General features: G+C 42.4%; 24 protein-coding genes and 1 pseudogene. 15 read left to right on the top strand and 10 right to left on the bottom strand.

What is annotated here, in order from left to right; genetic code table 11:
• The first annotated feature begins 226 nt into the window (after positions 1-226).
• The 6 genes from B8983_RS11120 (at position 227) to B8983_RS11095 (ending at position 7193) form a co-directional block, all read left to right on the top strand.
• A complete protein-coding gene (locus B8983_RS11120; protein WP_084284893.1) occupies positions 227-688 on the top strand; it encodes a (2Fe-2S)-binding protein in 462 nt (153 codons plus the stop codon).
• A 29-nt stretch (positions 689-717) separates the two neighbouring features.
• Positions 718-2958, top strand: a complete 2241-nt coding sequence (locus tag B8983_RS11115; RefSeq protein ID WP_159460893.1) for a xanthine dehydrogenase family protein molybdopterin-binding subunit — start codon at positions 718-720, stop codon at positions 2956-2958.
• A gap of 166 nt (positions 2959-3124) precedes the next feature.
• On the top strand, positions 3125-4102 hold the full coding sequence (locus tag B8983_RS11110; protein WP_084284887.1) for a zinc-binding dehydrogenase: 978 nt from the start codon (positions 3125-3127) through the stop codon (positions 4100-4102).
• Between the two features lie 60 nt (positions 4103-4162).
• Positions 4163-5128 (top strand): Bug family tripartite tricarboxylate transporter substrate binding protein, encoded by a 966-nt coding sequence (locus B8983_RS11105; protein WP_084284924.1) that lies wholly within the window; start codon positions 4163-4165, stop codon positions 5126-5128.
• 25 nt (positions 5129-5153) lie between these two features.
• Entirely contained in the window at positions 5154-6119 is a 966-nt protein-coding gene (locus B8983_RS11100) for a Bug family tripartite tricarboxylate transporter substrate binding protein (protein ID WP_084284883.1), read from the top strand.
• Positions 6120-6122: 3 nt separating this feature from the next.
• Positions 6123-7193 (top strand): isocitrate/isopropylmalate dehydrogenase family protein, encoded by a 1071-nt coding sequence (locus B8983_RS11095; protein WP_084284882.1) that lies wholly within the window; start codon positions 6123-6125, stop codon positions 7191-7193.
• Positions 7194-7221: 28 nt separating this feature from the next.
• Here B8983_RS11095 and B8983_RS14285 read toward each other — a convergent pair whose 3' ends face one another.
• A complete protein-coding gene (locus tag B8983_RS14285; RefSeq protein ID WP_255372811.1) occupies positions 7222-7353 on the bottom strand; it encodes a hypothetical protein in 132 nt (43 codons plus the stop codon).
• A gap of 25 nt (positions 7354-7378) precedes the next feature.
• A pseudogene (locus B8983_RS11090) lies at positions 7379-7525 on the bottom strand (helix-turn-helix domain-containing protein); the annotation flags it as partial.
• A 98-nt stretch (positions 7526-7623) separates the two neighbouring features.
• Here B8983_RS11090 and B8983_RS11085 point away from each other — a divergent pair.
• The 3 genes from B8983_RS11085 to B8983_RS11075 are packed head-to-tail and all read left to right on the top strand — an operon-like array spanning position 7624 to position 10185.
• Complete coding sequence (locus tag B8983_RS11085; protein ID WP_084284880.1) at positions 7624-8826, top strand: CaiB/BaiF CoA transferase family protein; 1203 nt, start codon at positions 7624-7626, stop codon at positions 8824-8826.
• Positions 8823-9761 carry a hydroxymethylglutaryl-CoA lyase gene (locus tag B8983_RS11080; RefSeq protein ID WP_084284878.1) on the top strand — a complete coding sequence of 313 codons (939 nt, stop codon included), beginning with the start codon at positions 8823-8825 and terminating at the stop codon, positions 9759-9761. Before B8983_RS11085 ends, B8983_RS11080 begins: the two co-directional genes overlap by 4 nt.
• Before the next feature lie 31 nt (positions 9762-9792).
• On the top strand, positions 9793-10185 hold the full coding sequence (locus tag B8983_RS11075) for a VOC family protein (RefSeq protein WP_084284876.1): 393 nt from the start codon (positions 9793-9795) through the stop codon (positions 10183-10185).
• A gap of 67 nt (positions 10186-10252) precedes the next feature.
• Here B8983_RS11075 and ahpF read toward each other — a convergent pair whose 3' ends face one another.
• Complete coding sequence (gene ahpF / locus B8983_RS11070) at positions 10253-11830, bottom strand: alkyl hydroperoxide reductase subunit F (protein WP_084284869.1); 1578 nt, start codon at positions 11828-11830, stop codon at positions 10253-10255.
• Positions 11831-11954: 124 nt separating this feature from the next.
• Positions 11955-12518, bottom strand: coding sequence for an alkyl hydroperoxide reductase subunit C (gene ahpC / locus B8983_RS11065; RefSeq protein ID WP_084284862.1), 564 nt, complete (start codon positions 12516-12518; stop codon positions 11955-11957).
• 125 nt (positions 12519-12643) lie between these two features.
• Between ahpC and B8983_RS11060 the strand changes: the two genes are divergently transcribed.
• Together B8983_RS11060 and B8983_RS11055 are read left to right on the top strand one after the other, a co-directional pair.
• A complete protein-coding gene (locus tag B8983_RS11060) occupies positions 12644-13552 on the top strand; it encodes a hydrogen peroxide-inducible genes activator (RefSeq protein WP_084284856.1) in 909 nt (302 codons plus the stop codon).
• 38 nt (positions 13553-13590) lie between these two features.
• Complete coding sequence (locus tag B8983_RS11055) at positions 13591-14397, top strand: DODA-type extradiol aromatic ring-opening family dioxygenase (protein ID WP_084284922.1); 807 nt, start codon at positions 13591-13593, stop codon at positions 14395-14397.
• Between the two features lie 91 nt (positions 14398-14488).
• On the opposite strand, the gene B8983_RS11050 is transcribed toward B8983_RS11055, so the two are convergent.
• Positions 14489-15766, bottom strand: a complete 1278-nt coding sequence (locus tag B8983_RS11050; RefSeq protein WP_084284851.1) for an NRAMP family divalent metal transporter — start codon at positions 15764-15766, stop codon at positions 14489-14491.
• A 216-nt stretch (positions 15767-15982) separates the two neighbouring features.
• Between B8983_RS11050 and B8983_RS11045 the strand changes: the two genes are divergently transcribed.
• Both B8983_RS11045 and B8983_RS11040 read left to right on the top strand, forming a co-directional pair.
• Complete coding sequence (locus B8983_RS11045) at positions 15983-16633, top strand: cupin domain-containing protein (RefSeq protein WP_084284844.1); 651 nt, start codon at positions 15983-15985, stop codon at positions 16631-16633.
• Positions 16634-16698: 65 nt separating this feature from the next.
• Positions 16699-19332: a heavy metal translocating P-type ATPase gene (locus B8983_RS11040; RefSeq protein ID WP_234987023.1), complete on the top strand. Its 2634-nt coding sequence runs from the start codon at positions 16699-16701 to the stop codon at positions 19330-19332.
• A 26-nt stretch (positions 19333-19358) separates the two neighbouring features.
• Here B8983_RS11040 and B8983_RS11035 read toward each other — a convergent pair whose 3' ends face one another.
• Together B8983_RS11035 and B8983_RS11030 are read right to left on the bottom strand one after the other, a co-directional pair.
• On the bottom strand, positions 19359-20207 hold the full coding sequence (locus tag B8983_RS11035; protein WP_084284839.1) for a 3-hydroxybutyryl-CoA dehydrogenase: 849 nt from the start codon (positions 20205-20207) through the stop codon (positions 19359-19361).
• Between the two features lie 68 nt (positions 20208-20275).
• On the bottom strand, positions 20276-20656 hold the full coding sequence (locus tag B8983_RS11030) for a nuclear transport factor 2 family protein (RefSeq protein WP_084284834.1): 381 nt from the start codon (positions 20654-20656) through the stop codon (positions 20276-20278).
• A gap of 102 nt (positions 20657-20758) precedes the next feature.
• Between B8983_RS11030 and otnI the strand changes: the two genes are divergently transcribed.
• Together otnI and ribA are read left to right on the top strand one after the other, a co-directional pair.
• A complete protein-coding gene (gene otnI / locus B8983_RS11025) occupies positions 20759-21562 on the top strand; it encodes a 2-oxo-tetronate isomerase (RefSeq protein WP_084284830.1) in 804 nt (267 codons plus the stop codon).
• Positions 21563-21662: 100 nt separating this feature from the next.
• A complete protein-coding gene (ribA, locus tag B8983_RS11020; RefSeq protein ID WP_084284824.1) occupies positions 21663-22265 on the top strand; it encodes a GTP cyclohydrolase II in 603 nt (200 codons plus the stop codon).
• Between the two features lie 6 nt (positions 22266-22271).
• Here ribA and B8983_RS11015 read toward each other — a convergent pair whose 3' ends face one another.
• From B8983_RS11015 to B8983_RS11005, 3 genes are read right to left on the bottom strand one after another with little or no spacing between them, the layout of a single operon-like run.
• A complete protein-coding gene (locus B8983_RS11015; RefSeq protein ID WP_084284816.1) occupies positions 22272-22784 on the bottom strand; it encodes an ureidoglycolate lyase in 513 nt (170 codons plus the stop codon).
• Entirely contained in the window at positions 22781-23785 is a 1005-nt protein-coding gene (gene alc, locus B8983_RS11010; RefSeq protein WP_084284815.1) for an allantoicase, read from the bottom strand. The genes B8983_RS11015 and alc overlap by 4 nt, the downstream gene beginning before the upstream one ends.
• A gap of 18 nt (positions 23786-23803) precedes the next feature.
• On the bottom strand, positions 23804-24988 hold the full coding sequence (locus B8983_RS11005; RefSeq protein WP_084284812.1) for a urate hydroxylase PuuD: 1185 nt from the start codon (positions 24986-24988) through the stop codon (positions 23804-23806).
• Between the last annotated feature and the right edge of the window lie 91 nt (positions 24989-25079).

The following is a 25079-nucleotide window of genomic DNA, read 5'->3' as shown; positions in this document are numbered from 1 at the left end:
AAAAAATTATTCATCAATCATGTAAATCAAGACCATATTCATGGTGATAAAAAAGTGGGTCATCCCAATATGCTTTTTGGAGTCAACGCATTATTTAACTTGTTCAAGGGTAAAACCTAGTTTTTTAATTAGTTGATTTCAATATACTTTTATGTTGAATATTATTAAAAATAACCCTACATATTTGGTTTTCAATCACATTCATTGGCTTAAGGAATTTAATTACATGACCCAAACAACATTACTAGTAAATGGAAAAAGCAAATCCATTAATATTGATGATGACACGCCCTTGCTATATGCATTACGAGATGATCTCAACCTAAAAGGTCCTAAATTTGGTTGCGGTTTAGGTCAGTGTGGTGCATGCACTGTGCATGTAGATGGTCAAGCGATTCGTTCTTGTATTACTCCTGCTAAAAGCGTAAGTAATAAAAAAATCACTACTCTAGAAGGCTTGGGAAGTAGTGCAAAACCCAGTAAATTACAACAAGCTTTTATTGATGAACAAGCAGCTCAATGTGGCTATTGTATTAATGGCATGATCATGACGGCCTCAGCTTTTTTGGCAAAAAATAAAAATCCTAGTGATCAAGAAATTACAGATGCTTTGTCTGGTAATTTATGCCGGTGTGGGACCCATCAACGAATTGTGGCAGCTGTCAAACGCTACCTCTCCCTTTCCTAAACATTCTACTCAGAGATCGGTTAATCATCATGAATACATTTACACGTCGAGAGTTTTTGAAGGTCAGTGGTGCTGGAGCACTCGTGGTTAGTTTTTCTTTCACTGGGCAAGCTACTGCTAATACGAATCAAGGATTAAGAGCCCCGAAAGTAGTTAAAAGGGAAGTCCTTGACTCCTGGTTAAGTATTGATCAAAGTGGTAAGATCACCATTTTTTCAGGTAAGGTAGATCTTGGGACTGGGGTTAAAACTGCTTTAGCGCAAATTGCTGCAGATGAGCTCTATGTGCCATTTACGGCCATTGAGATGGTCATGGGTGACACTGCCACCACACCTGATCAGTGGATTACTGGAGGTGCGCTATCCATTTCTCAAGGTGGTAATGAGTTAAGACTTGCAGCTGCAAGTGCCAGAAATGCCTTGTTAGATAGAGCAGCCCAAAAGTGGAATATTCCAGCTTCAGAATTACTCGTTAGAGATGGGGTAATTTTTCCAATCAGCAATCCCGCCCAAAAGTTAACTTACGGCAGTCTAATTGGGGATGGTTTTAAGCTGGAAGTAAATCCAAAAACAAGCTTAAAAAGTCATACTGAATATAGAGTCATTGGTAAATCAGTACCAAGGGTTGATATCCCTGAAAAAGTAACTGGCGAATATCTTTATATGCACGACTTTAAATTACCTGGCATGCTGCATGCTAGAGTCGTTCGCCCTAATTCTATCGGCGCTAAATTGAAAAGCGTTGATGACTCTGCTCTTAAAAATATTAAAGGCTATTTACAAACCGTCCGCAAAGGAGATTTTTTGGTGGTTATCTCTTCGACAGAGTGGGGCGCCGTAAAAGCTGCTAGAGAGATCAAAGTGACGTGGGCTAAAGGACCTGACTTACCGAAAAAAGCGACTATTTTCAAAGAGTGGCGAGAAATGCCGATTGCGAAAGAAGATGTTACTCAAAAGGTCGGAAATGTTGATTCTGTCTTAAATGCAGGGGCAAAAAACATCAAAGCCAGTTATAACTTTGCTGTACAAACCCATGCTTCTATTGGGCCTTCATGTGCCGTGGCTGATTATAAAGACGGTAAATTAACGGTATGGAGTGCTTCTCAAGCAACCCACTCCATGCAACATGAGTTATCTGTTATTACGGGTCTTCCAAAAGAGTCTATTCGCTTAATTTATTTAGATGGCTCTGGTTGTTACGGGCGTAATGGGCATGAGGACGCAACTGCCGATGCAGCACTGGCATCGATGGCGATTGGTAAGCCAGTTAGGTTGCAGTGGATGCGTCATGATGAAACTGCGCTTGCGCCAAAAAGTCCACCCAGAACGATGGACTTTGAAGCTAGTTTGGATAGTAATGGCAATATTACAGGTTGGAAGAGTGATTTTTATATCGCTTTGAATCATATTGCCTTTATGAAACCACTGGACTTCCCATTACTTGCGGCCACTGATACCGGTGTACCAAGACCAGGTAATTGGGTGGGATTCTTATTCCAGAATTCAGCAGCACCTTATTCAGTTCCAAATATTACGGTCAATACCAAGCATATTGCACAAACTTTCCTGAGGTCATCGCACTTGAGAAGTCCAGGTAGGATTGAAAATAGTTTTGGCAATGAATCTTTTATGGATGAATTAGCGATTGCGAGTAACTCAGATCCAGCCGAGTTTCGGATTAAAAACTTAACTGATCCAAGAGCAATTGCTGTCATCCGTGCCGCCATGAAATCTTCTAATTGGCAAAGTAAAGAGCCCTCCTATAAAACCAACGCAAATTCAAAAATAGCGAAAGGGCGTGGCATTGCTTATGTTCGCTATAACAATGCCATTACCTATGTAGCTACAGTGGCTGATATTGAGCTCAATCGTGAAACTGGTAAGATTTTAGTGAAAAACTTATATGTGGCGCATGATTGTGGACAAATGATTAATCCTGATGGGGTTCAAAATCAAATCGAAGGTGGAGCTATCCAAACAGTCAGTCGCGTATTGATGGAAGAAGTGAAATGGACGGGGAGCGATATCGATAGCGTTGACTGGTCGACATATCCCATTGTCAGGTTCAATGAAGTACCAAAAGTACATACTGTCTTGATTGATCAACCTGGAACGCCATCTTGGGGAGCCGGTGAACAAACGCCAACAACCATTCCAGCAGCTATTGCTAACGCAGTCTTTGATGCAACAGGTATTCGGCTGAGAACGATTCCCTTTACGCCAGAATCTGTTAAATTAGCATTAAAGGAACAGGCAGTTACAAGAGCATAAATTACACTAGTGGGATCTGCTTGCAAGTGTAATTTAAAATTATTGACCTTTAACCAACTGCACGGTGTGATGAATACTGTTCAGTTGGTTTTGTTTAATGGTTACTACGAGTAGTTAATCGACTTTTCAAAGTTCGAGATGTTAGAAATAAATAATAAGGATGGTAATGAAATCGTATTGGATGCAAAGTGATGGTGAAAGTGCGCAGATTGAATTGCGTGACATTGAACAATTAGTACCAGGTGCTGGGCAAATGCTCGTGCGTGTTCGGGCGGCTGGCCTGAATCGTGGCGAGTTTATTTTAGGGCATGGCTTACATAAGGCTGGTGCTGCAAAACCGATTGGTATGGAAGCTGCTGGAGAGGTCGTGAGTTGTGGTAGTGGGGTAGAAAACTTTAGTCCTGGAGATCGTGTAATGGGGAGATGCTCTGGAGCATTTGCCGAGTACGCATTGATTACAGAACGTGAAGCGATGAAAATACCAGCCTCTTTGGATTGGCATCAAGCTGCCGCAATTCCTCTCACTTCACTGGTCGTGTATGACATGTTAGTGGTGCATGGTGATTTAAAGGCGGGAGAGTGGGTGTTTATTCCAGGTGTAACATCTGGAGTAGGCGTCACTGCTCTTGCCATGGCAAAAACATTAGGCGCTAAAGTAATTGGCACTTCTGGTTCTCAAGCGAAATTAGATCGCTTACAAGAGCTCGGACTAGATGTGGGTATTTGTACTCGTGAGTCGAATTTTTATGATCAATTAATGCAAATTACTGACGCAAAAGGCGTCAACTTAGTGATCAATACCGTAGGTGGCTCCGTGTTTGCTGAGTGTGTACGTTCGATGGCTTTTCAGGGACGTTTAGCAACGGTAGGTTATGTCGATGGTGTCTTGAAGGCTGAAATTGATATTGAACTTTTACATGCGAAGCGCTTAAAACTCTTCGGTGTATCGAATAAGTTTAGATCACCAGAACAACGTGCTGAATCCTTACCCGCTTTCCGACGTGACATTCTGCCTCTTTATGAAAAAGGACAGGCGTTACCATTAATCTATCAAGTACTGCCATTTGAGAAACTAGTAGAAGCGAAGGCGTTAATGGATTCAAATCAACATTTAGGAAAAATTGTTTTAACTGGAGCTGTCTAACATTTAAAGCATGACAACTTGTCAAAAGACGACTGAAGAGGTGAGATGATGGTTTTGCAAATGAAGCTTTATAAACTGCTGAATTTTTTATTACTTGCCTTTTTTTGTCTATTTTGTCAGGCACAGACTTACCCGAATAAACCAATCAAATTAATCGTTGGATTTGCTCCGGGAGGAGCTGCCGATTATGTGGCTCGTAATATTAGTGTTCCTCTTGGGCAAGCGCTCGGTCAAACTATTATCATTGAGAATAAGCCCGGAGCGGGTTCCAGTATTGCCGCTGAAAGTGTTGCTAAATCGAGCCCTGATGGTTATACGATTCTGATTGCAAGTCCTAGTAGTATTTCTGTGAATCCGGCACTAAATGCTAAATTAGCTTACCGGCCAAGTGACCTATTACCAATTAGCAAGGTGACTAGTTCGCCAGTTGTGATTGCAGTAAACCCTAATACGGGTATTTTTTCTGTGAAGGATTTAATCGCCAAAGCGAAGCAAGATCCAGGTGGACTAAATTACGGTACCTCCGGAAATGGTTCAGCACCCCATTTAGCCGCAGCTCTGTTTAGTCAGATTGCCGATATCAAAATGACCCACATCCCTTTTCGAGGGGGATCACTCTCGATTCAATCAGTGGTTGCTGGAGACACGCAATTAACCTTTGGTACACCACCTTCGGTATTGCCAATGATTCAGAGCGGTCGTTTACGTGGTTTGGGAATTTCGCAAAAAGAAAGATCTCAACTAGCCCCAAATTTGCCAGGCATGAAAGAAGCTGGATTACCTGAGTATGAAATCGAGTTCTGGTATGGATTGTTTGCGCCCGCTGGAACGCCGCCAGTCATTCTTCAAAAACTATTTGAAGCGACTCAAATTGCTCTACGACAACCAAATGTAAAGGTTGCCTTAGCGAGAGAGGGAACTGACGTGTCTTTATCCGCCTCTCCAGCAGATTTTTCTAAGTTTTTGGTAGAGGATGAAAAATTTTGGGTGAAGCTCGTGAAATCGGCGGATGTAAAAGTGGATTAATCCAATTGGTGGAGGTTATTGACCTATGAATCGACGTAATTTTTTTGCCGGCATAGCTGGACTTTCTTTGCCACTGATTGGTAGAGCACAATCGTATCCAAACAGACCGATTCGATATATCGTCCCTGTTGCTGCGGGCGGTGGGAACGATATGATTGCTCGGGTCGTGACAGAACGATGGGGCCGTCTACTGGGTCAAACATTTGTGGTAGAAAATCAAAGTGGCGGTGGCGGTGTGATTGCTGCTCAAACCACCATGCGTGCCACGCCTGATGGCTATACCTTGATGCAAGGGTATGTTGCTACTCACGGCACTAACCCCGCAACGCGCAAGGTGCCCTATGACCCGATTAAAGACTTTACGCCGATTGGTATGATTGGTGCCACACCTAATGTTCTGATTGTCAATAGTCAGGTACCAGTTTCAAATATGAAGGACTTTATCGACTATGCGCGAAAAAACTCGGGTAAGCTTTCGTATGGAACGGCTGGCCAAGGGTCTTTAACGCATATGACAATGGAGTTATTCAAACAAGAAACTGGCCTTAACTTATTGCATATTCCCTATCGCGGAATTGCACCCGCTTTTAATGATTTATTGGGTAATCAAACACAAACGATGTTTCCTGGTTTAGCCGCGGCTCAACAATATATCCAATCCGGAAAGGTGCGCGCTTTGGCAGTGACTGGGCCAAGACGAAGTAGTTTACTGAAAGAAGTTCCAACGATGGAAGAGTTGGGTTTTAAAGGGTTTGACGCCATGCAATGGTACGGAAGTGTTGGTCCTGCTGGCATGTCAGCGGATATTGTTGAGCGCCTGAATGAAACGCAAGTTGCTACCCTGAAACTACCCGAGATGCGAGAAAAATTAGCGATCGAAGCGGTTGAACCGATGCCGATGACAGCTACACAATTTGGACAATTTATTAAAAACGAAACAAGTCGGTGGACTGCGCTAGCAAAAGCCCGCAATATTCAATTAGAAGAGTGAGTAATGGAAAAAATATTAAGAGTAGGTATTTTAGAAGGTGATGATATTGGGCATGAAATTGTGCCTGCTGCTGTAGCGGTCGCTAAAGCTGCGGCAGCACTTCATCAGGTAAATATTGAGTGGGTGCCTTTACCCATTGGGCGTCGAGCTTTAGATACTCATGGTAATACCTTGCCACCTGAAACTTTAGAAACCTTACATACTTTAGATGGTTGGATTTTAGGGCCGATTGGCCATCGAGCCTATCCAAAACAAGCGAATGCGATTAATCCTCATCCGATATTGCGCAAACAATTTAACTTATTTGCCAATGTTAGACCGACTAGATCTTATCCTGATATCGGTTGTATCCGTGATGATATCGATTTGGTGATTGTTCGAGAAAATAATGAGGGATTTCAGCCGGATCGAAATATGTTGATGGGTAATTCCGAATTTCGTCCGAATGATGAAGTGACGTTGTCAATGCGCGTGATTACAAGAACTGGTAGCCGACTAGTGGCAAAAGCAGCCTTTGAGTTAGCCCGTCAAAGAAAAAAACATTTAACCTATGTGCACAAAGATACTGTGTTTAAGTTGGGTTGTGGCATGTTTGTAGAAGAATGTAAAAAATTAGCTTTAGAGTATCCTGATGTTCGGGTAGATGACGTCATTGTTGATACTTTTGCCATGCGCTTAATTAGAGATCCGCAGAATTTCGATGTGGTAGTAACGACGAATATGTTTGGTGACATTTTGTCGGATGAGGCTGCAGGCTTAGTTGGTGGTTTGGGGATGGCGCCTGGCTTATGTATTGGTAATGGCAATATTGCGATGGCGCAAGCGACTCATGGCTCTGCACCTGATATTGCGGGTAAAGGTATTGCCAATCCCTACTCAATGATCGAGTCTACTCGTATGCTATTTGAGTGGTTAGGATATAGTCACTCGATGCCGCAGGCAATATCCATGGCTAAAGCGATGTCAGCAGCAACTACTGAAGCTCTAGCCAATCCGGAGTCTCGGACCGGAGATATTAATGGTAGAGGCAATATGGCGTCTATGGTGAAAGCGATTTTAGAAGCTTTAAGATAATTGAATACCTATTTAATTTTTTAGGATCTTAACTAGCAGCAGCTTGTAAATGTTGTTTAAGCAGGCTTGCTGCTGGAGATAAGTCAACGCCTGATTTTGTGGCAATCAGTAAATTACGATGTGCCCAGTCCTCGATGAGTTGAATAGTCTTTACATTCATCAAAAAGGCCAATTCCTAATGTTTTTTCAAATTCCGAAATCCGCCGACTTGCTGCAGAAAGTGCTAAATTACAATCTTCTGCACCTTTGGTAATACATCCAGTTCTAGCAACTGCACAAAATAATCGAAGTGTGACAAAATTAATTTTTGCTGGATTTATTTTTAGGTTCATGCAGATATTTTAACTAGGCCTTCGCAATTTGAGAAAGCAATTCCCAAAGAGGACTAAAACGGTTAACTTGATAGCAATTAAAGAACAAAAGAGAAATAATGGAACCATTAACTAATATTAAAGTGATTGAGATGGGGCAGCTCATCGCCGGCCCCTTTGCGGCAAAGACGTTGGCGGATTTTGGAGCTGATGTAATAAAAATAGAGCCGCCAGGAGTTGGCGATGCTTTAAGAAAGTGGCGATTATTAAAAGATGGAACTTCAGTTTGGTGGCAAGTCCAATCTCGGAATAAGCGTTCACTATCGCTTGATCTCAAGCAAATGGAAGCACAAGAAATTGTGCGCCTGCTAGTCAAAGATGCTGATGTGTTGGTGGAAAATTTTCGGCCAGGTACCCTAGAGGCCTGGGGACTTGACCCAAAAGACCTACTAGAATTAAACCCGAGATTAATTATTTTAAGAATCAGTGGCTATGGCCAGACAGGCCCCTACAAAGATAAACCTGGCTTTGGCGTGGTTGCTGAGGCGATGGGGGGACTGCGACATTTAACGGCAGAACCTGGTCGGGTGCCAGTACGTGTGGGGGTCAGTATTGGTGATACTCTGGCATCCTTACACGGTGTGATTGGTATCTTACTAGCGCTTCAAGAACGTCATCAAAGTGGTAAAGGGCAAGTGATTGATGTGGCCCTTTATGAGGCGGTCTTTAATTGTATGGAAAGCTTACTCCCTGAATATAGTGCTTTTGGTGAAGTGCGTCAGGCTGCTGGTAGTGCATTGCCAGGGATTGCACCAAGTAATGCCTATCTATGTGCCGATGGTGGATATGTTTTGATTGCGGGTAATGGCGATAGTATTTTTAAACGCCTGATGAATTCCATTGGTAGGGGTGATTTAGCAATAGATCCCCAATTGGCCAACAACGATGGTCGAGTAGAGCGCGTGGCGGAATTAGATACTGTCATTGGACAGTGGGCAAAAACAATGAGTACAGATCAAGCCTTAGAGATTTTAGATGCCGCCTCTGTGCCAGCAGGTCGTATTTATACGGTTGCAGATATTGCTAAAGATCCGCATTTTAGAGCCCGTGAAAATATTCAAACGATCAACATGAAAGATGGTACGAGTTTAGATGTTCCAGGCGTCCTACCCAAACTTTCTAGAACACCAGGATCCATCAAAACCTTGGCGCCTGATGTCGGTCAGGATACAGATGCGGTCTTGCAAGAACTTGGCCTCAATCCAGCTCAAATCCTTGCACTCAAAGAGCGTGGCGTAGCTTTTACTAATAATTTATCATGAAAAAAATTCACTTTAATGAAGTGGTGACACGAGATGGCTTTCAAATTGAACCTAACTTTATCGCAACCGATGAAAAAATCAGGTTGATAGATGCCTTAAGTCAGTGTGGCTATGCAAAAATTGAAGTGACGTCTTTTACCTCCCCCAAGGCGATTCCAATGCTTCGAGATGCTGAGGAGGTGATGGGACGCATTCAACGTGTGCCAGGTGTGGAATATACGGTACTCGTACCGAATTTGCGAGGTGCTGAGCGAGCTTTAGAATCGAAAGCAGATGAATTGAATTTGGTCATGTCTACTTCAGAGACGCACAATCTAGCCAATCTGCGGATGACTAGAGAAAAAAGTGTTGCCAGTTTAAGTGATGTGATCCGCTTTGTAGATGGTCAAGTCCCAATTAATGTTTCTCTCTCCACTAGCTTTGGTTGTCCCTTAGAAGGTGTTGTGTTGCAGTCTGTTGTAGAAGAATTTTCCCAGCGATTTGTCGATCTAGGAGTGAGAGGACTAACCATTTGCGATACCACTGGCATGGCGAATCCCATGCAAGTTGCCAAGATGGCCCAGGCATTATCCCAGCGCTTTAGTCATTTGCAATTAACGTTTCATTTTCATAACACCAGGGGAATGGGCTTAGCCAATATTTTGGCGGCTCTACAAAACGGGATTGATCGCTTTGATGGCTCCTTAGGTGGTTTAGGCGGTTGTCCTTACGCACCAGGAGCAAGTGGTAATATTTCTAGTGAAGATTCGATTCATATGTTGCAAGCCATGGGATTTGATACGGGTATTGACCTGCCTCGATTGTTAGCGATTGCGCGGGAGTTACCTAGCATTGTTGGCCATGATGTCCCTGGACAAATGATTAAAGCAGGACTGCCCTTGGATTTACATCCAATCCCCGCTGATGTTGATGAGTTGCGAAACCTTGATCGTTAAATAAAAAAATTACCGAAGGAATGCTCTGTAAATGATTCATCATATCGACCATATCGTGCTTACAACGGCGCATGAGGAAGCTTGTATTGATTTTTATACGAGAGTACTCGGGATGCAACTCGAATCGTTCATAGGAGGAAGTCCACCTGTACCTCGTAAAGCCTTTCTATTCGGTTCGCAAAAAATCAATTTACATATTCAAGGCAAAGAATTTGAGCCCAAAGCAGATATTCCTACGCCTGGTTCTTTAGACATGTGTTTTATCGCTAGTTGTCCTTTAACGGAAGTCATTCAGAGATTACAACAGGAGCAATGGCCGGTGATAGAAGGGCCCGTCATTCGGACTGGGGCGAGATCGAAGATTCGGTCAGTTTATGTTCGAGATCCTGATCTTAATTTAATTGAAATTAGTGAAACAATTTAAAAAAAACGCTACATCGATGAACTGATGTAGCGCTTATTATTTTTTAAATAAGGTAATTTTGATTCAATTACGCCGCAATTTTCTCGGCTTCAACCTCTACTGAGGACCTAATCAAATAATCAAAAGCTGACAAAGAGGCTTTTGCGCCTTCACCCATGGCAATAATGATTTGCTTATATGGGACCGTCGTACAGTCACCTGCAGCAAACAAACCAGGAACAGAGGTTTCGCCTTTTTGATCAATCACGATTTCGCCACGAGCAGACAATTCAACCGTTCCTTTAAGCCAATCAGTATTTGGTAAAAGACCAATTTGCACGAAGATGCCTTCAAGCTCAATCACTCTTTCTTCTTTTGTGGCGCGGTCCTCATAACGCAAACCATTTACCTTTTGACCATCGCCTAATACTTCCTTACTGAGTGCATTCGTAATGACAGTTACGTTCGTCAAGCTGTACAATTTTTTCTGTAAAACTGCGTCAGCGCGTAATTTGGTATCAAATTCAATCAAGGTGACATGACTTACAACGCCGGCTAAATCAATCGCTGCTTCTACGCCAGAGTTACCACCACCGATCACAGCCACACGCTTGCCTTTGAATAATGGACCATCACAATGTGGGCAATATGCTACGCCTTTGTTTCTGTATTCTTGCTCACCTGGGACATTCATTTCTCTCCAGCGTGCACCCGTACTAACGATGACAGACTTTGATTTCAAGACAGCACCATTGGCTATCGTTACTTCAAAGCCATGGTCGGTTTTGTTGAGTGCAGTGGCACGTTGCAAATTCATGACATCCACTTCATATTCCTTGACGTGTTGCTCTAAGGCCTGCACTAATTTTGGTCCCTCAGTGGCTTGGACAGAAATAAAGTTTTCAATCCCAAGGGTATCCATCACTTGACCACCGAAGCGCTCAGCAAGGATTCCTGTACGAATACCTTTTCGAGCAGCATAGATTGATGCTGAAGCACCTGCAGGACCACCGCCAATGATTAAGACATCAAATGCTTCTTTGGCATTGAGCTTCATCGCATCTTTTTCAGGGCTGTTGGTATCGAGTTTTGCAATAATCTCTTCGACACTCATACGACCTTGACCGAAACTTTCACCATTGAGGAGGACTGTAGGCACAGCCATAATTTGATGCTCATTCACTAAGTCCTGGTAGATGGCGCCATCAATCATCACATGTTCGATATCAGGGTTCAACGCAGCCATGAGGTTGAGAGCTTGAACAACGTCCGGGCAGTTATGGCAAGAAAGAGAGATAAAAGTTTCAAATCTTAACTTACCACTCATTTGACGAATACGTTCAATAATTTCAGCTTCAACTTTAGGTGGATAACCACTCGCTTGCAAGATCGCTAAAATAAAAGAAGTCATTTCGTGACCCATTGGCAAACCAGCAAAAGTAATGCGTGCTTCCTCGCCGACGAGGCCTACCGTAAAACTAGGCACTTTTTTGGCAGAGCCATTGGTCAGAACTGTAATCTTCTCAGATTGCTCAGCAACCTCGTTGAGTAGGGTCAACATATCGTTTGAGACAGCTGAATCATCTAAACTAGCAGTTAAAACGATCGGCTGAACAATTTTTTCGAAATACGCTTTTAATTGGGTTTTAATATTGCTATCTAACATGATGGTTCCTTTATATAAGTAAATGCAGGTTTACTAATTAGCTAATTATTGAGTGAGTCTATTGGACAGAATTTGTTTCTCTCCAATAGACTCTCCGCAGAGAGTCTATGATTTATCGAATCAATTAGATTTTGCCAACTAAGTCTAAAGATGGAGTTAAAGTCTGTGCGCCTTCTTTCCATTTAGCAGGACATACTTCACCTGGGTGAGCAGCAGTATATTGAGCAGCTTGCAATTTACGTAATGTCTCTGATACGTCACGAGCGATTTCGTTTGAGTGAATTTCAGCTGTTTTAATAACGCCTTCTGGATTGATGATGAATGTGCCACGAAGTGCTAAACCTTCTTCTTCAATATGAACACCGAAAGCACGTGTTAAAGCATGTGTTGGGTCACCGATGAGTGGGAACTTTGCTTTACCAACAGCTGGTGAAGTTTCGTGCCATACTTTGTGTGAGAATTGTGTGTCTGTAGTAATGATATAAACTTCTGTTCCTGCTTTTTGGAAATCAGCATAGCTGTTTGCAGCATCTTCAATTTCAGTTGGGCAGTTGAATGTGAAAGCTGCTGGCATGAAAATAAATACTGACCATTTTCCTTTGAGGGATTCTTCAGTTACTGTAATGAACTTGCCATTGTGGAAAGCTTGGTTTTTAAATGGTACTACTTGTGTATTAATGATTGACATAGTATTTCCTTTATTAAAAAAATTAAACTCGGTTACGACAGATGCTATTGTGAAGTATTGTGGAATAGTTGTAAATTGAATAAAATTGATCTTGTTAATCGATTTTATTGATAATGAGGATGGTAATGGCTTCAACCCCCACAATTAAGCAATTGCGGTATTTACAAGCGCTCAATAAAACCCTTAGTTTTACTGAGGCAGCTGCTTTATGTTTTGTTGGTCAATCCACTTTAAGTGCAGGCTTGAAAGAGCTCGAGGGTACTTTAGGAGTCCAGTTGGTTGAACGAGATAAACAAACCGTATCCATCACACCAATCGGTAAAGAGGTGATTGAACGAGCAGAACGCCTGCTAGCGCAAGCGGATGATTTAGTGGACTTTGTGGATAGCTATGCAGGGTCGATGGTTGGTGTCATCAAATTAGGAGTCATTCCAACCATAGCCCCTTTTATCTTGCCAGCGCTGATGCCAGTGATGAGAGAAAAATACCCTGATTTGCAAATTGCGTTAAGAGAAGATTTATCCGGCAATTTGATTGATAAATTAGATCGACATGAACTAGATTTTGCTTTAATTGCCTTACCTTATGATACTGAAGGGTTTTTAGTCAAAGAACTGTTTGATGATGAGTTTTGGCTGATTGCGAAGGAGGGGGATCCCATCTTCAAAAAGAAAGATGTTCATTTGAGTCATCAAATGAGTGATCGGGTATTATTATTGGAGGATGGTCACTGCATTCGGGAACATACCTTAATGGCTTGTCGAAGAAGTGAATTAGTGAGTCATAATGGCATTGAAGCGACCAGCTTACTGACTCTTGTGCAAATGGTGGAGTCTGGCTTAGGCATCGCCTTATTGCCTGAAATGGCGGTGAAGTCAGGACTCTTAAGTCACATGCAATTAATTGCCAGGCCTTTGGCAACGCCATCTCCCAAGAGAAAAATTGCACTGATTGCGCGTCCCTCGACTGCCCGCATAGAGGAATTTAACGCCCTCGTCAAGGTCATCAAAAATTTGGATTCAATTGCAGACTAATGATTGTTTTGCTTCATTTATTTCAGAAAGTTTTCCCTATGTCATCAACTCCTGCCCCACTATTATTTATTTCTCATGGTGCCCCCACCTTTGCACTAGATGGTGGCGTTCTTGGCGCTCAATTAACTGCTTTAGGTAAACAATTGACTGATGTGAAAGCGCTGTTAATTATCTCTCCGCATTGGCAGACAGAGATCTTAGAGGTAATGACGACGTCACAACCCGAGACCATCCATGATTTTTATGGCTTTCCTCAACCCCTTTATGAGTTGAGTTATCCCGCACTTGGAATGCCTTCTTTAGCACTTCAAACCATCCAGTTACTTAAAAATAAAGGTTTTGAAGTTAAAGAGAATCCAATTCGTGGCTTAGATCACGGGGCTTGGACGCCACTCATTCACCTATTGCCAGACGCCAATTTACCTGTATTTCAAGTCTCGCTGCCCCATTCTTTTGATCCACGTGATGCTTATCATTTGGGTCAAGCAATCTCTAGCCTGCGCTCGGATGGAGTTTTAATCCTGTGTTCAGGAAGTATGACCCATAATTTAGGGGATTTAAGACTTGGTGCACAGGGTGATTTACCGTATGTTCAGAAATTTTCTGATTGGGTGAAACAAGCGATTATTGAGGATCGATTAGAGGCACTCTTCAACTATCGGCAAATGGCACCGGACGGCGTCAGGGCCCATCCAACCGAAGAGCATTTTTTGCCGTTATTTATTGCTTTAGGGAGTCGGTTAAAAGATGATCAACTACAAATGCTGGACGGTGGTGTTAGCTACGGCATATTAGCCATGGATGCGCTCTTGTGGCATGGCCAAAGTGATGCATTGAAACCATGATCGATAAAATAGTTCCCCTGCTATACAGAGTTGCTATCTTCATGGCAAATTCTTTTTTAGATGATCCCGCGATGTTAGCTTTTGCTTTTGTCTAAAACATCAAAAACATCACTGTGACGGCAATTAACATGAGAGCAGTTGCCAGCCAACCAAGAATTTTGATATGAGTGGGTAGAGAAAATCTACCCATGACTGCTTTATTCGCAGATAGCAACATAATCACGAACATGAGAGGTACTGCAATGACGCCATTCGTGACAGCACTCCATACTAAAGCCTTCATGGGGCTAATAGATAGATATTGTAAAAAAATGGCGATGCCAACGCTTAAGGTCATCGTTAAATAAAACTGAGGTGCTTCCCCCCATTTTTTCTCGAGTCCCCAAGACCACCCCATCATTTCAGATAAAGCGTAGGAAGCTGATCCGGCCAATACAGGTATACCAATGAGACCTACGCCGAGCATCCCAATGGCAAATAGTTCAAATGCAAAATCGCCGGCTAAGGGTCGTAAGGCCATCGCTGCTTGAGCAGCAGTTTCAATATCATGGATGCCAGCGACAAATAGGGTCGCGCCAGTTGCTAAAACAATGAAGTAGGCCGATAGATTGGAATACAACATCCCTGACCAAGTATCCCAAGAGATTCGTTGAAGTTCTGATTTGGCGCAACTATCATCTTCTAATAAGGATTTTCCGCCATCCCGATGTAAATCTTCTACTTCTTGTGATGCTTGCCAAAAAAACAAGTAGGGACTGATGGTTGTGCCAAAAATACCGACAATAATGGCCGCGGAGTTTGCATTCCATATAAATGAGGGAAACAGGGTCTTTTTAAAGGCTTGGGCCCAGTCAATATGAACGACGAATAAAATGAATGCGTAGGAAAGTAAGGATAAAGTCAGCCATTTAAGGTAGACAACGTAACGGTGATAGGGGATAAATATCTGTAACAGAAGGGTTAATATCACAAAACAGGCAGCCATGACGTGGCGATTAAAACCTAATACTAATTCTGCTACTTCACCCATTGCCGCCACATCTGCCGCAATATTTAACGTATTTGCAATCACTAATAGAATGACCACCAACCAAAGGATAACAGGTGGGAAATGTGCTTTAATATTGGCCGCCAGTCCTTTGCCGGTGACCCGGCCTATTCGCGCGCAAATGGTCTGAATGCCAACCATTAATGGAAAGGTCAGAGGCATCGTCCATAGCATGTTAAAACCAAATTGTGCACCTGCTTGAGAGTAGGTAACAATCCCACTAGGGTCATCATCAGCCACTCCAGTAACCAGTCCAGGGCCTAATTTTGCTAAGGGATGTTCTTTAATCCGATGTCCAAGTGCTTGAAGACGATTTTGCATAAGATGCCTGTTGAACTTTGCTAGCGAATAAAACCTGATTTCGATCAGAGTATTTAAAATATGAGCTAGCTATCTTTATTATGTACCTTATTTTTCAAAATGCTTATCCTAGTATTTTGGTCAGCAATTAGAAATGATCAGTATCCATTCTAGTCAATAAGGGTTACATTGAAAGAGAAGGTATTTTTTAAATATTAAGAACGGAAAATTTGCTCGATGAATATTAATTCAGATTACACGGAGCGAGTCGTGATCAATCACCATGATCTACCTTGGGTGACTAGTCCAATTATTGGGGTGGAGCGCAGGATGTTAGATCGGGTTGGTGATGAAGTGGCAAGGGCCACTTCGATCGTTAGGTATCAGGCTGGCGTCGAATTTTCAAGTCATACCCATGAATTTGGTGAAGAAATATTCGTATTAGAGGGTGTTTTTAGTGATGAATTTGGAGATTACTCCGCCGGTACTTATGTGATGAATCCACCTGGTTCTAAGCACACACCATATAGTAAGAAAGGCTGTACCTTGTTTGTGAAGCTAAGACATCTTGGTGAAGAGCAAACAGAACGTGAAGTGATTGACACTACAAAGTCAGTTTGGTTTCAAGGGATGGTGCCGGGCTTAAAGGTATTGCCATTAATGCAGCAAGGATTAGGTTCAACTTTAGTCAGGTGGGCGCCACAAACCTACTTTAACCCCCATCGACATTATGGTGGCGAAGAAATCTTTGTGGTCGAGGGTGTGTTTGAGGATGAACATGGTCGTTATCCGAAAGGATCTTGGATCCGTAGTCCGCATATGAGTTTGCATCAACCTTTTAGTGAAGAAGGGTGCCTTATTTTTGTGAAGACAGGACATCTTGTGTAATTATTCTGTGAATGTATTTTATGGTAAGCAGTTCCTAACAGTTTTGTTGTAAAGAGAGGTAGAAGATGAGTGAGTCCCCAATCAATCAAAGCAATATGGCGCAGGATTTTAAAGATCCTGTTTGCGGGATGAAAACAACCGACCAATCAAAACACCATACGATGTTTGAAGGGAAACCTTTTTACTTTTGCAGTGCTGGGTGTTGTGCCAAGTTCATCAACTCTCCAGAATCTTATTTGAGAATAGAACAAGCTCAAGATCAGGAAGAGTTACGAGATCCTGTTTGTGGCATGAAAACGACCGACCAGTCAAAACACCATACGATGTTTGAAGGGAAACCTTTTTACTTTTGCAGTGCTGGGTGTTGTGCCAAGTTCATCAACTCTCCAGAATCTTATTTGAAAATAGAACAAGTTCAAGATAAAGAAGAGTTACGAGATCCTGTTTGTGGCATGAAAACCACCGACCAATCAAAACACCATACGATGTTTGAAGGAAAACCTTTTTACTTTTGTAGCGCAGGATGTTGCACAAAATTTATTCAATCTCCAAACACTTATCTTCAGCCAAAGATTCAACAAGAGGTTCCCGAAGTGATTGGAGCTATTTATACTTGTCCCATGCATCCAGAAGTGATTCAAGATCACCAGGGCAGTTGCCCAAAGTGTGGGATGGCCTTAGAGGCAATGATTCCAGCGCTAGATGACGAAGAAAGTCCTGAACTAATTAGTTTTCAACGACGTTTTTGGTATACCTTACCGGCCACATTAGTGGTATTTACTTTAGCCATGTTTGGTCACCAGCTACATTTGTTTGAAATGCGTGTCCAGTCTTGGGTTGAGTTCATTTTTTCAACGCCAGTAGTCTTATGGGCAGGCTGGCCCTTTTTTGTACAAGGTTGGAACTCCGTCTTAAACCGAAGTCCTAATATGTGGACTTTAATCAGTATAGGCACTGGCACTGCTTTTATTTATAGTGCGATTGCGACCATAGCACCACAAATTTTCCCAGAGTCCTTCATCTCGATGGGGCGAGTGTCGGTCTATTTTGAAGCGGCAGCAGTCATCATTTCGTTGACTCTATTGGGGCAAATTTTAGAGTTGAAAGCTCGTTCAAAAACTTCTGCAGCCATTAAATCTTTACTTGGTTTAGCACCGAAGACTGCGCGTAGATTACAGGCAAATGGCTTGGAAGAAGATGTTGACTTGAAGGATGTCATGGTGGGTGATGTACTGCGGATCCGTCCTGGGGAGAAGATTCCTGTAGATGGTTTGGTTGTCGAGGGAGTCAGCGCCGTTGATGAATCCATGTTGACGGGCGAGCCGATTCCTGTGATAAAAAATATTGGGGACCCATTAATTGGTGCTACCCTCAATACAAGCGGTGCATTGCTAATGAAAGCGGAAAAGGTTGGCTCTGCCACAGTGCTTTCGCAAGTCATTCAAATGGTGGCATTAGCCCAGCGGTCCAAAGCACCTATGCAACGCATGGCGGATCAAGTATCAGCTTATTTTGTGGTCTCTGTAGTCGCTGTAGCATTCCTCACATTTTTTGTCTGGGGTATTTTTGGGCCAAATCCTAGTTGGGTGTTTGGACTTATCAATGCGGTCTCTGTCTTAATTATTGCCTGTCCTTGCGCATTGGGGTTGGCTACGCCGATGTCGATTATGGTGGCTACCGGTCGGGCAGCCACTCAGGGCATCTTATTTCGCGATGCGCAAGCGATCGAAAATCTCAAAAAGGTAGATACGCTCATTGTCGATAAAACGGGGACGTTAACCCAAGGCCATCCAAGCTTTATTAAAGCGATTGGGGTGAATGGCTTTACTGAGTTAGAGGTCTTAAGGGTAGCGGCTAGCATTGATCAGGCGAGTGAGCATCCTTTGGCCGCCGCTATCGTGCGCGCGGCTAAAGATCAACAACTAGCCTTATTAACTGTTACCAACTTCCAATCTTCGTCAGGAATTGGTGTGCAAGGTCAAATAGCTGGGCAAACGGTTTGTTTAGGCAATACCGAGTTGATGAATCAATTAGCAATATCAGTGCAGGAACTTCAGCCACAAGCGGAGTCATATCGAGAGAATGGCGCGAGCGTTATCTATCTTGCGATTGATCAACAACTGAAAGGATTACTCGTCGTAACCGATGCGATTAAAGCCACTACGCAAGATGCTTTGCAAATATTAAAAGAATCTGGACTCAAAATTATCATGGCTACTGGTGATGGTCTAACTACTGCAAAGGCGGTAGGTCGTCAACTCGGGATTGAAGCAGTGTATGGTGAACTAAAACCTGCTGACAAACTAGCCCTGGTCCAAAAATTGCAAAATGAGGGCAAGATTGTTGCGATGGCGGGGGATGGTATCAACGATGCCCCAGCATTAGCGCAAGCAAATATTGGGATAGCTATGGGAACTGGTACGGATGTGGCGATGAATAGTGCGCAAATTACCTTGATTAAGGGGGATTTACGTGGGATTGCTACTGCGATCCATTTATCCAATCAAACCGTGAACAATATGAAACAGAACTTAGTATTTTCTCTGTTTTATAACGCCATCGGCATCTCTATAGCAGCAGGAGTTTTATATCCAATTACTGGCGTGCTACTCTCACCAATGATTGCAGCACTTGCCATGAGTTTAAGTTCGGTTTCCGTAATCGGCAATTCATTAAGATTGCAGATGTCGAGAGCCTAGACTTATGTATTCAGGTGGTGGACCAATTAATATTGATAAACTCCACGACCTGTTTTGCGACCTAAGTAACCAGCATCCACCATTTCACGAAGTAATGGGCAAGGACGATATTTGGAATCGTTGAAATTATTAAAGTAGACTTCCATAATCGCCAGGCAAGTGTCCAGTCCAATTAAGTCCGCTAAGGCTAGCGGGCCAATCGGTTGGTTGCAGCCTAACTTCATGCCATTATCGATATCTTCAGCACTGGCTAAGCCTTCTCCTAAGACAAAAAAGGCTTCATTAATCATCGGTACTAAAATTCGATTCACTACAAATCCAGGGGCATTTTTCACAGTAATAGGTGTCTTGCCCAAGCGTTGCGCTAAGTCATGAATACTTTGATGCGTAGCATCATCGGTCTGTAAACCCCGAATAATTTCAACCAGTGCCATTAAGGGCACTGGGTTGAAAAAATGCATGCCGATCACACGTGATGGATTCGAGATATTCGAAGCCAATTGTGTCACGGATAGGGAGGAAGTATTGGTGGCGATGATGGTTTGCGGATCACAAACCCCATCAATTTGTTTCAGAATTTTTTCTTTAATAGGTTTGTTTTCAGTGGCTGCTTCAATGACTAGGTGTAAACCTTTTAAATCTGCATAATCGAGAGAAGGTTTAATTCTTGCAAGTGCAGCAGCTTTATCGTCAGTGGACATTTTTTCTTTTTTGACTAGACGATCAAAGCTAGCAGAAATACTTTGCATGCCTTTATCGATTGCGGCTTGATTGATATCAATCATCACAACCTCAAGGCCACTGGCAGCTAAGACCTGAGTGATTCCATTGCCCATTATGCCTGCACCAATTACACCGATAGATTCAATACCCATATTCTTTCCCAATGAAAAACTGACGAATTTATTCTTACTTTAAACTACCACCAATGGATTCACTTGGCTTATTTCTTTGCTGCTGGTGCACCATGCACCGCAAGAAGTTTCCAGTCAGCACCGTCTGAAATCCAAGTAGATTGATAGTGACTGCTGATCTTATCTGGCTGATCGATTCGCATGACATCAGCCTGCATATTGCCCATGATTAAAGCAACTTGTTGATTGCCATGTTGTGAAGTAATCACTCTTGGGTTAGAAAACACTACATTGGAGTACTTCACTAATTTTTTTTCAAATTTTTCAAGGTAAGTTTCAAGCGTGTCTTCTACGCCAGAACCATGACGGTAAATCATTGATGGATCACAAAGGGTACTAAAAGCTTGTTGATCGGCTGCTTCCATGGCGATGCGACGTTTTTCTTCAAAAGCTAAGACTGGATGACTCATTTATTTCTCCTAATGATGTTGATATTTTAATAAAGCTTAGTTTAGCAATTAAATTTATCGATTATGATAATTCCATCCTAACCCCGAATAAATGAGGTAAAAATGCTCCAATTTGCTGCTAATTTAAGCATGATGTATACAGAATATGATTTTATGGACCGCTTTTCTGCAGCGGCTCAAGATGGGTTTCCGGCCGTAGAAATTTTATTTCCCCATGAATACTCGCCGGCAGTGTTGGCCAGTCAATTAAAGGCAAATCAATTAAAACTAGTACTATTTAATGCCAAGGCGGGTGATTTTGCCAATGGTGAACGAGGTATGGCCTGTATTCCTGGCAGGGAACAAGAGTTCCAAGATAGTATTTATCTGGCACTTGATTATGCCGCGAAACTAGATTGCCCCCAGATTCATGTTTTAGCGGGCATCAAACCTATAGGGGTTGAATCTGAGGTTTTATTAGAAACGTATTGTAAGAACTTGGCTTGGGCAACGGAGCAAGCGAAATCTACTGAGACTTTAATCTTGATTGAACCGATTAATACCAGGGATATGCCCAATTACTTCTTAAATTATCAAGCTCAAGCACATGAGATTGTGAAGTCCATAGGGGCGGATAATTTAAGGGTGCAACTTGATTTATATCATTGCCAAATCATGGAAGGGGATTTAGCCATGAAACTCAAAGAGTACTTACCGACTGGTTTAGTGAGCCATGTTCAAATTGCTGGCGTACCAGAACGTTTTGAACCGAATATTGGTGAAATTAACTATCCCTACCTTTTCTCAGTCATTGAAAGCCTAGGATATACAGGATATATTGGTTGTGAGTATCGTCCGCAAATCAAAAATACTACCAATGGCACTTCGACCGGACTCGATTGGCTAAGAAATTTGAAGACTAAATGACAGTGTATTTTAATCAAATGACTTAAATCTACTATTAGTACATTACGTGATTTAGGATTGGTTTCTGAATAATAGGCCTGATTAGTTTAAAATCTAACTGATGAAGAATAATGAAATAGTAAATTGCTCATTACCAACCGAGTATGGGCTTTTTCAGCTGTATGTTAGTGAAGATCCGCAATCTGGCAATGAAAATATCGCGCTTGTAATGGGTGATGTGCAAAATGGCGAGCCTGTTTTGACTAGGCTGCATTCAGAATGTCTGACAGGTGATGTGTTTCACAGTTTACGATGTGATTGTGGACCACAATTAAATGAAGCTATGAAAATGATTGCCCAAGAGGGCCGCGGCGTCATTCTCTATCATCGGGAAGAAGGGCGTGGTATTGGTCTTCTGAACAAGGTTAAGGCTTACAAGTTACAAGAAAATGGCGCGGATACGGTGGAAGCAAACATCATGCTAGGCTTTGATGTTGATGCTAGAGACTATCGTGATGCAGCCAAATTGTTAAAAGACTTGGGGATTACCTCTTTACGTTTGATTACTAATAATCCGAAAAAAATTGAATTCTTGATCGAGTTTGGTTTCATCATCGAAGACCGCATTCCTCTGCATGTCGGTCAGTCCCCATTTAATGCCAATTATCGTTTAACCAAAGAACAAAAAATGGGCCATTTTAAGGATGGGCTCGAGTCTAATTAATCGTGTTCAAGGATTGTTAATCACAAGCCTTGATGTGATGGGAATTTCATCGCAATTATTTCCCGGCCCTAAACGATCAATTACAATGAAATCATTGACTTCGTCCAAACTAATTAAAGGGTGATGCCAAACCCCTTTGGCGTAGGTGACGCCCTCAAATCCTTGAGCAATAAAAGCGGTAAGGTGATCAACTACCTCCACTTCATTCTTGCACTCTGCTGGAGCGACAACAATCAAATAGCGTTGCCCAGCATTAGGGTTTAAAGGAATAAAAGTCTGAGAACCTAGTGGGTGCCTCTCCATGACCTTGAGTTCAAATGGCAAGTGAAATGCTTGCCCCCTGAACATACTCACGATGGTGCGCCCCCCATTGGCCTCTGTATCTACGCTGGATAAGGCGTGAAAGCGATCCGTTGATCCACCATTAATCTTAAATTGATTCGCATTTTCTAGAGTAATGAATTCTCCAAAAGATTTAAAATTTTCTTGATTGAGGGGGGTTAGCTGGATGGTTTTCAATTGAATTTACCCCATAATCTGAGCCTAGAGACTCCGCCATCAGGGAAGATATTGAGTCTGACATGGCTAACTTTACCTAAGGGTAAAATCTCCGTTGCATAATAATGTTGTTTGTGCATTTCTAGTTTTTGCTCTTCAACAAGGGTTGGCCAAAACATACATTGAGTGATTAAGGATGTATCTGTTCCAACTTGGACAAAATTTGCCTGTAATGAAAAACGATCTGGATAGTTGCCCTTAAAATGGCAGGTATCTACTTCAATGCGATCGATGATTGCCGACTGGGCTAGTTGGATGACACACCAGTCATTCCCCGGTTCTCTCCTTCTTCTGGTTTCCCAACCATCACCCATATTTTGGCCTCTGCCGGGCATCAGTAGATTGCTGGCTAAGCCAAAGTGTTGATTGTTGACTGCGACAATCCTAGCACCATTTTCTGCCGCAGCGAAATCAATTTCTTCGCCGGGACTTACTTTTGACCAGTCAATTTCTGCCGTTCCGTACACCCTTAATCTTGCAATACCGCCATCTGGGAAGATCGTTACTTTCAGATGATTGACTTTAACAGTGGAAGAAATTTCAAAATAATGATGATTATTCGGGGACAAATTTTGTGGGGACAATAACTCTACCCATTCATTTTCAGCACTCATTGGATCATTGGTGTAACAAGCTTTGATCGAAACTGCTGGCGCATAGTTACCAGTAAAGTGGCTAGTATCCACATCAAAACCGACGATGGTGCAAGGTCTGGCGAGTTGAATAATTGACCAATCTTCGCCAACAGATCTCTTGCGCCTAGTTTCCCACCCATCCATCCATTTCCCATTATCGTCATACTTACCTGGTATGAAAACAGCCGGTTCGGGGTTGAGCATTCTTTCTAAGGGACCAAAAAATTGATCTGAACAAAAAATAGGTTTAGCGCCCAATCTTGCATCGGCAAGATTTAAATATTTTCGAGTGAACTCTGGTGCGTTTACGTCTTGTTGAATTGCCATAAATGTTCTTTCAATAAGTTATTTGGATTTTGACTGAAACCACAAATCAATCAAGTTTCTTTCTTCATCAGTAATATTGGTCGCATTGCCCATGGGCATAATCTTGGTTACTACTACTTGTTGATGAATCAACCCTGCCTGATCTTCTATTAATTGCCGCTCATTTAAGCGAATATTTTTATTAGCGATTTGATTATTATGACAAACCACGCAACGCTCTTGAATGATTGATTCGACTTTTTCGATGGTAGGAGGTTTTAATGCAACTGTTTCTACAGGTTTTGGAGGGGCAATTTTCCAAAAACAAAGAATTAGCAACAGGAGACCAATGCTCAGACTGACATAGCTTGGTTTGTTTTTATGTCTAGAAACGAAGAAATATCGAATTAAGGCACCACTCGTCATGATGAGCACTAGGACAAGCCAGTTATCTTTTGCCTGGTACGTCAAGCTGTAGTGATTAGAAATCATACAAAATAAGACCGGTAGGGTGAAGAAGGTATTGTGCACGCTACGTTGTTTACCAATCATGCCATGAATTGGATCTGGAGATTCCCCTGCTTTAATCGAGGCAATGACAGTTTTTTGTCCTGGAATAATCCAGAAAAAAACATTGGCTGCCATGATGGTGGCGATCATGGCTCCAGTCATTAAGAAAGCTGCCCGGCCAGAGAAAATGTGGCATGCAATCCAAGTAGCAATGATGATGTAAATGAAAATGGAGATGGCGACCTTTTTATCGGCTTTAGCTCCTACACCATAAAATTTACATAATTGGTTATAGATGAGCCATCCTACCGTTAAGTAAGCGAGTGCGGCGAGTATTGCTACATTGCCTGAAATATCCGCCACTCTAGCATCCACCAACATGACTTTGGCATTGGCTAGATAACTAACGGTAAAGAGCGCGATGCCACTTAACCAAGTTGAGTAGGCTTCCCAATAAAACCAATGAAGATTATTAGGAATCACTTTGGGTGCGACTGCGTATTTTTGTGGGTTATAGAAGCCCCCACCGTGAACAGCCCATAATTCACCGCTAACACCTAATTCCTTCAGATGGGAATCTTTTGGCGCATGCAGACTATTATCCAGCCAGACGAAGTAAAACGATGCTCCAATCCAAGCAATACCAACGATTAAATGAGTCCACCTCAGTAAGAGGTTTAAACAATCAATAAAAAAAGGAAATAAATATTCCATACGACATCCCTACCAAATCAAGTAATAACATCTGCCACGGCGGGACTGCAGATGCAAAAGGTCGTGCCAAAAATTGGGCTTTACCGCGACG

The sequence above is a fragment of the Polynucleobacter kasalickyi genome (assembly GCF_900176405.1).
GTDB lineage: Bacteria > Pseudomonadota > Gammaproteobacteria > Burkholderiales > Burkholderiaceae > Polynucleobacter > Polynucleobacter kasalickyi.
This window is presented reverse-complemented; position numbering and strand designations above follow the sequence as displayed.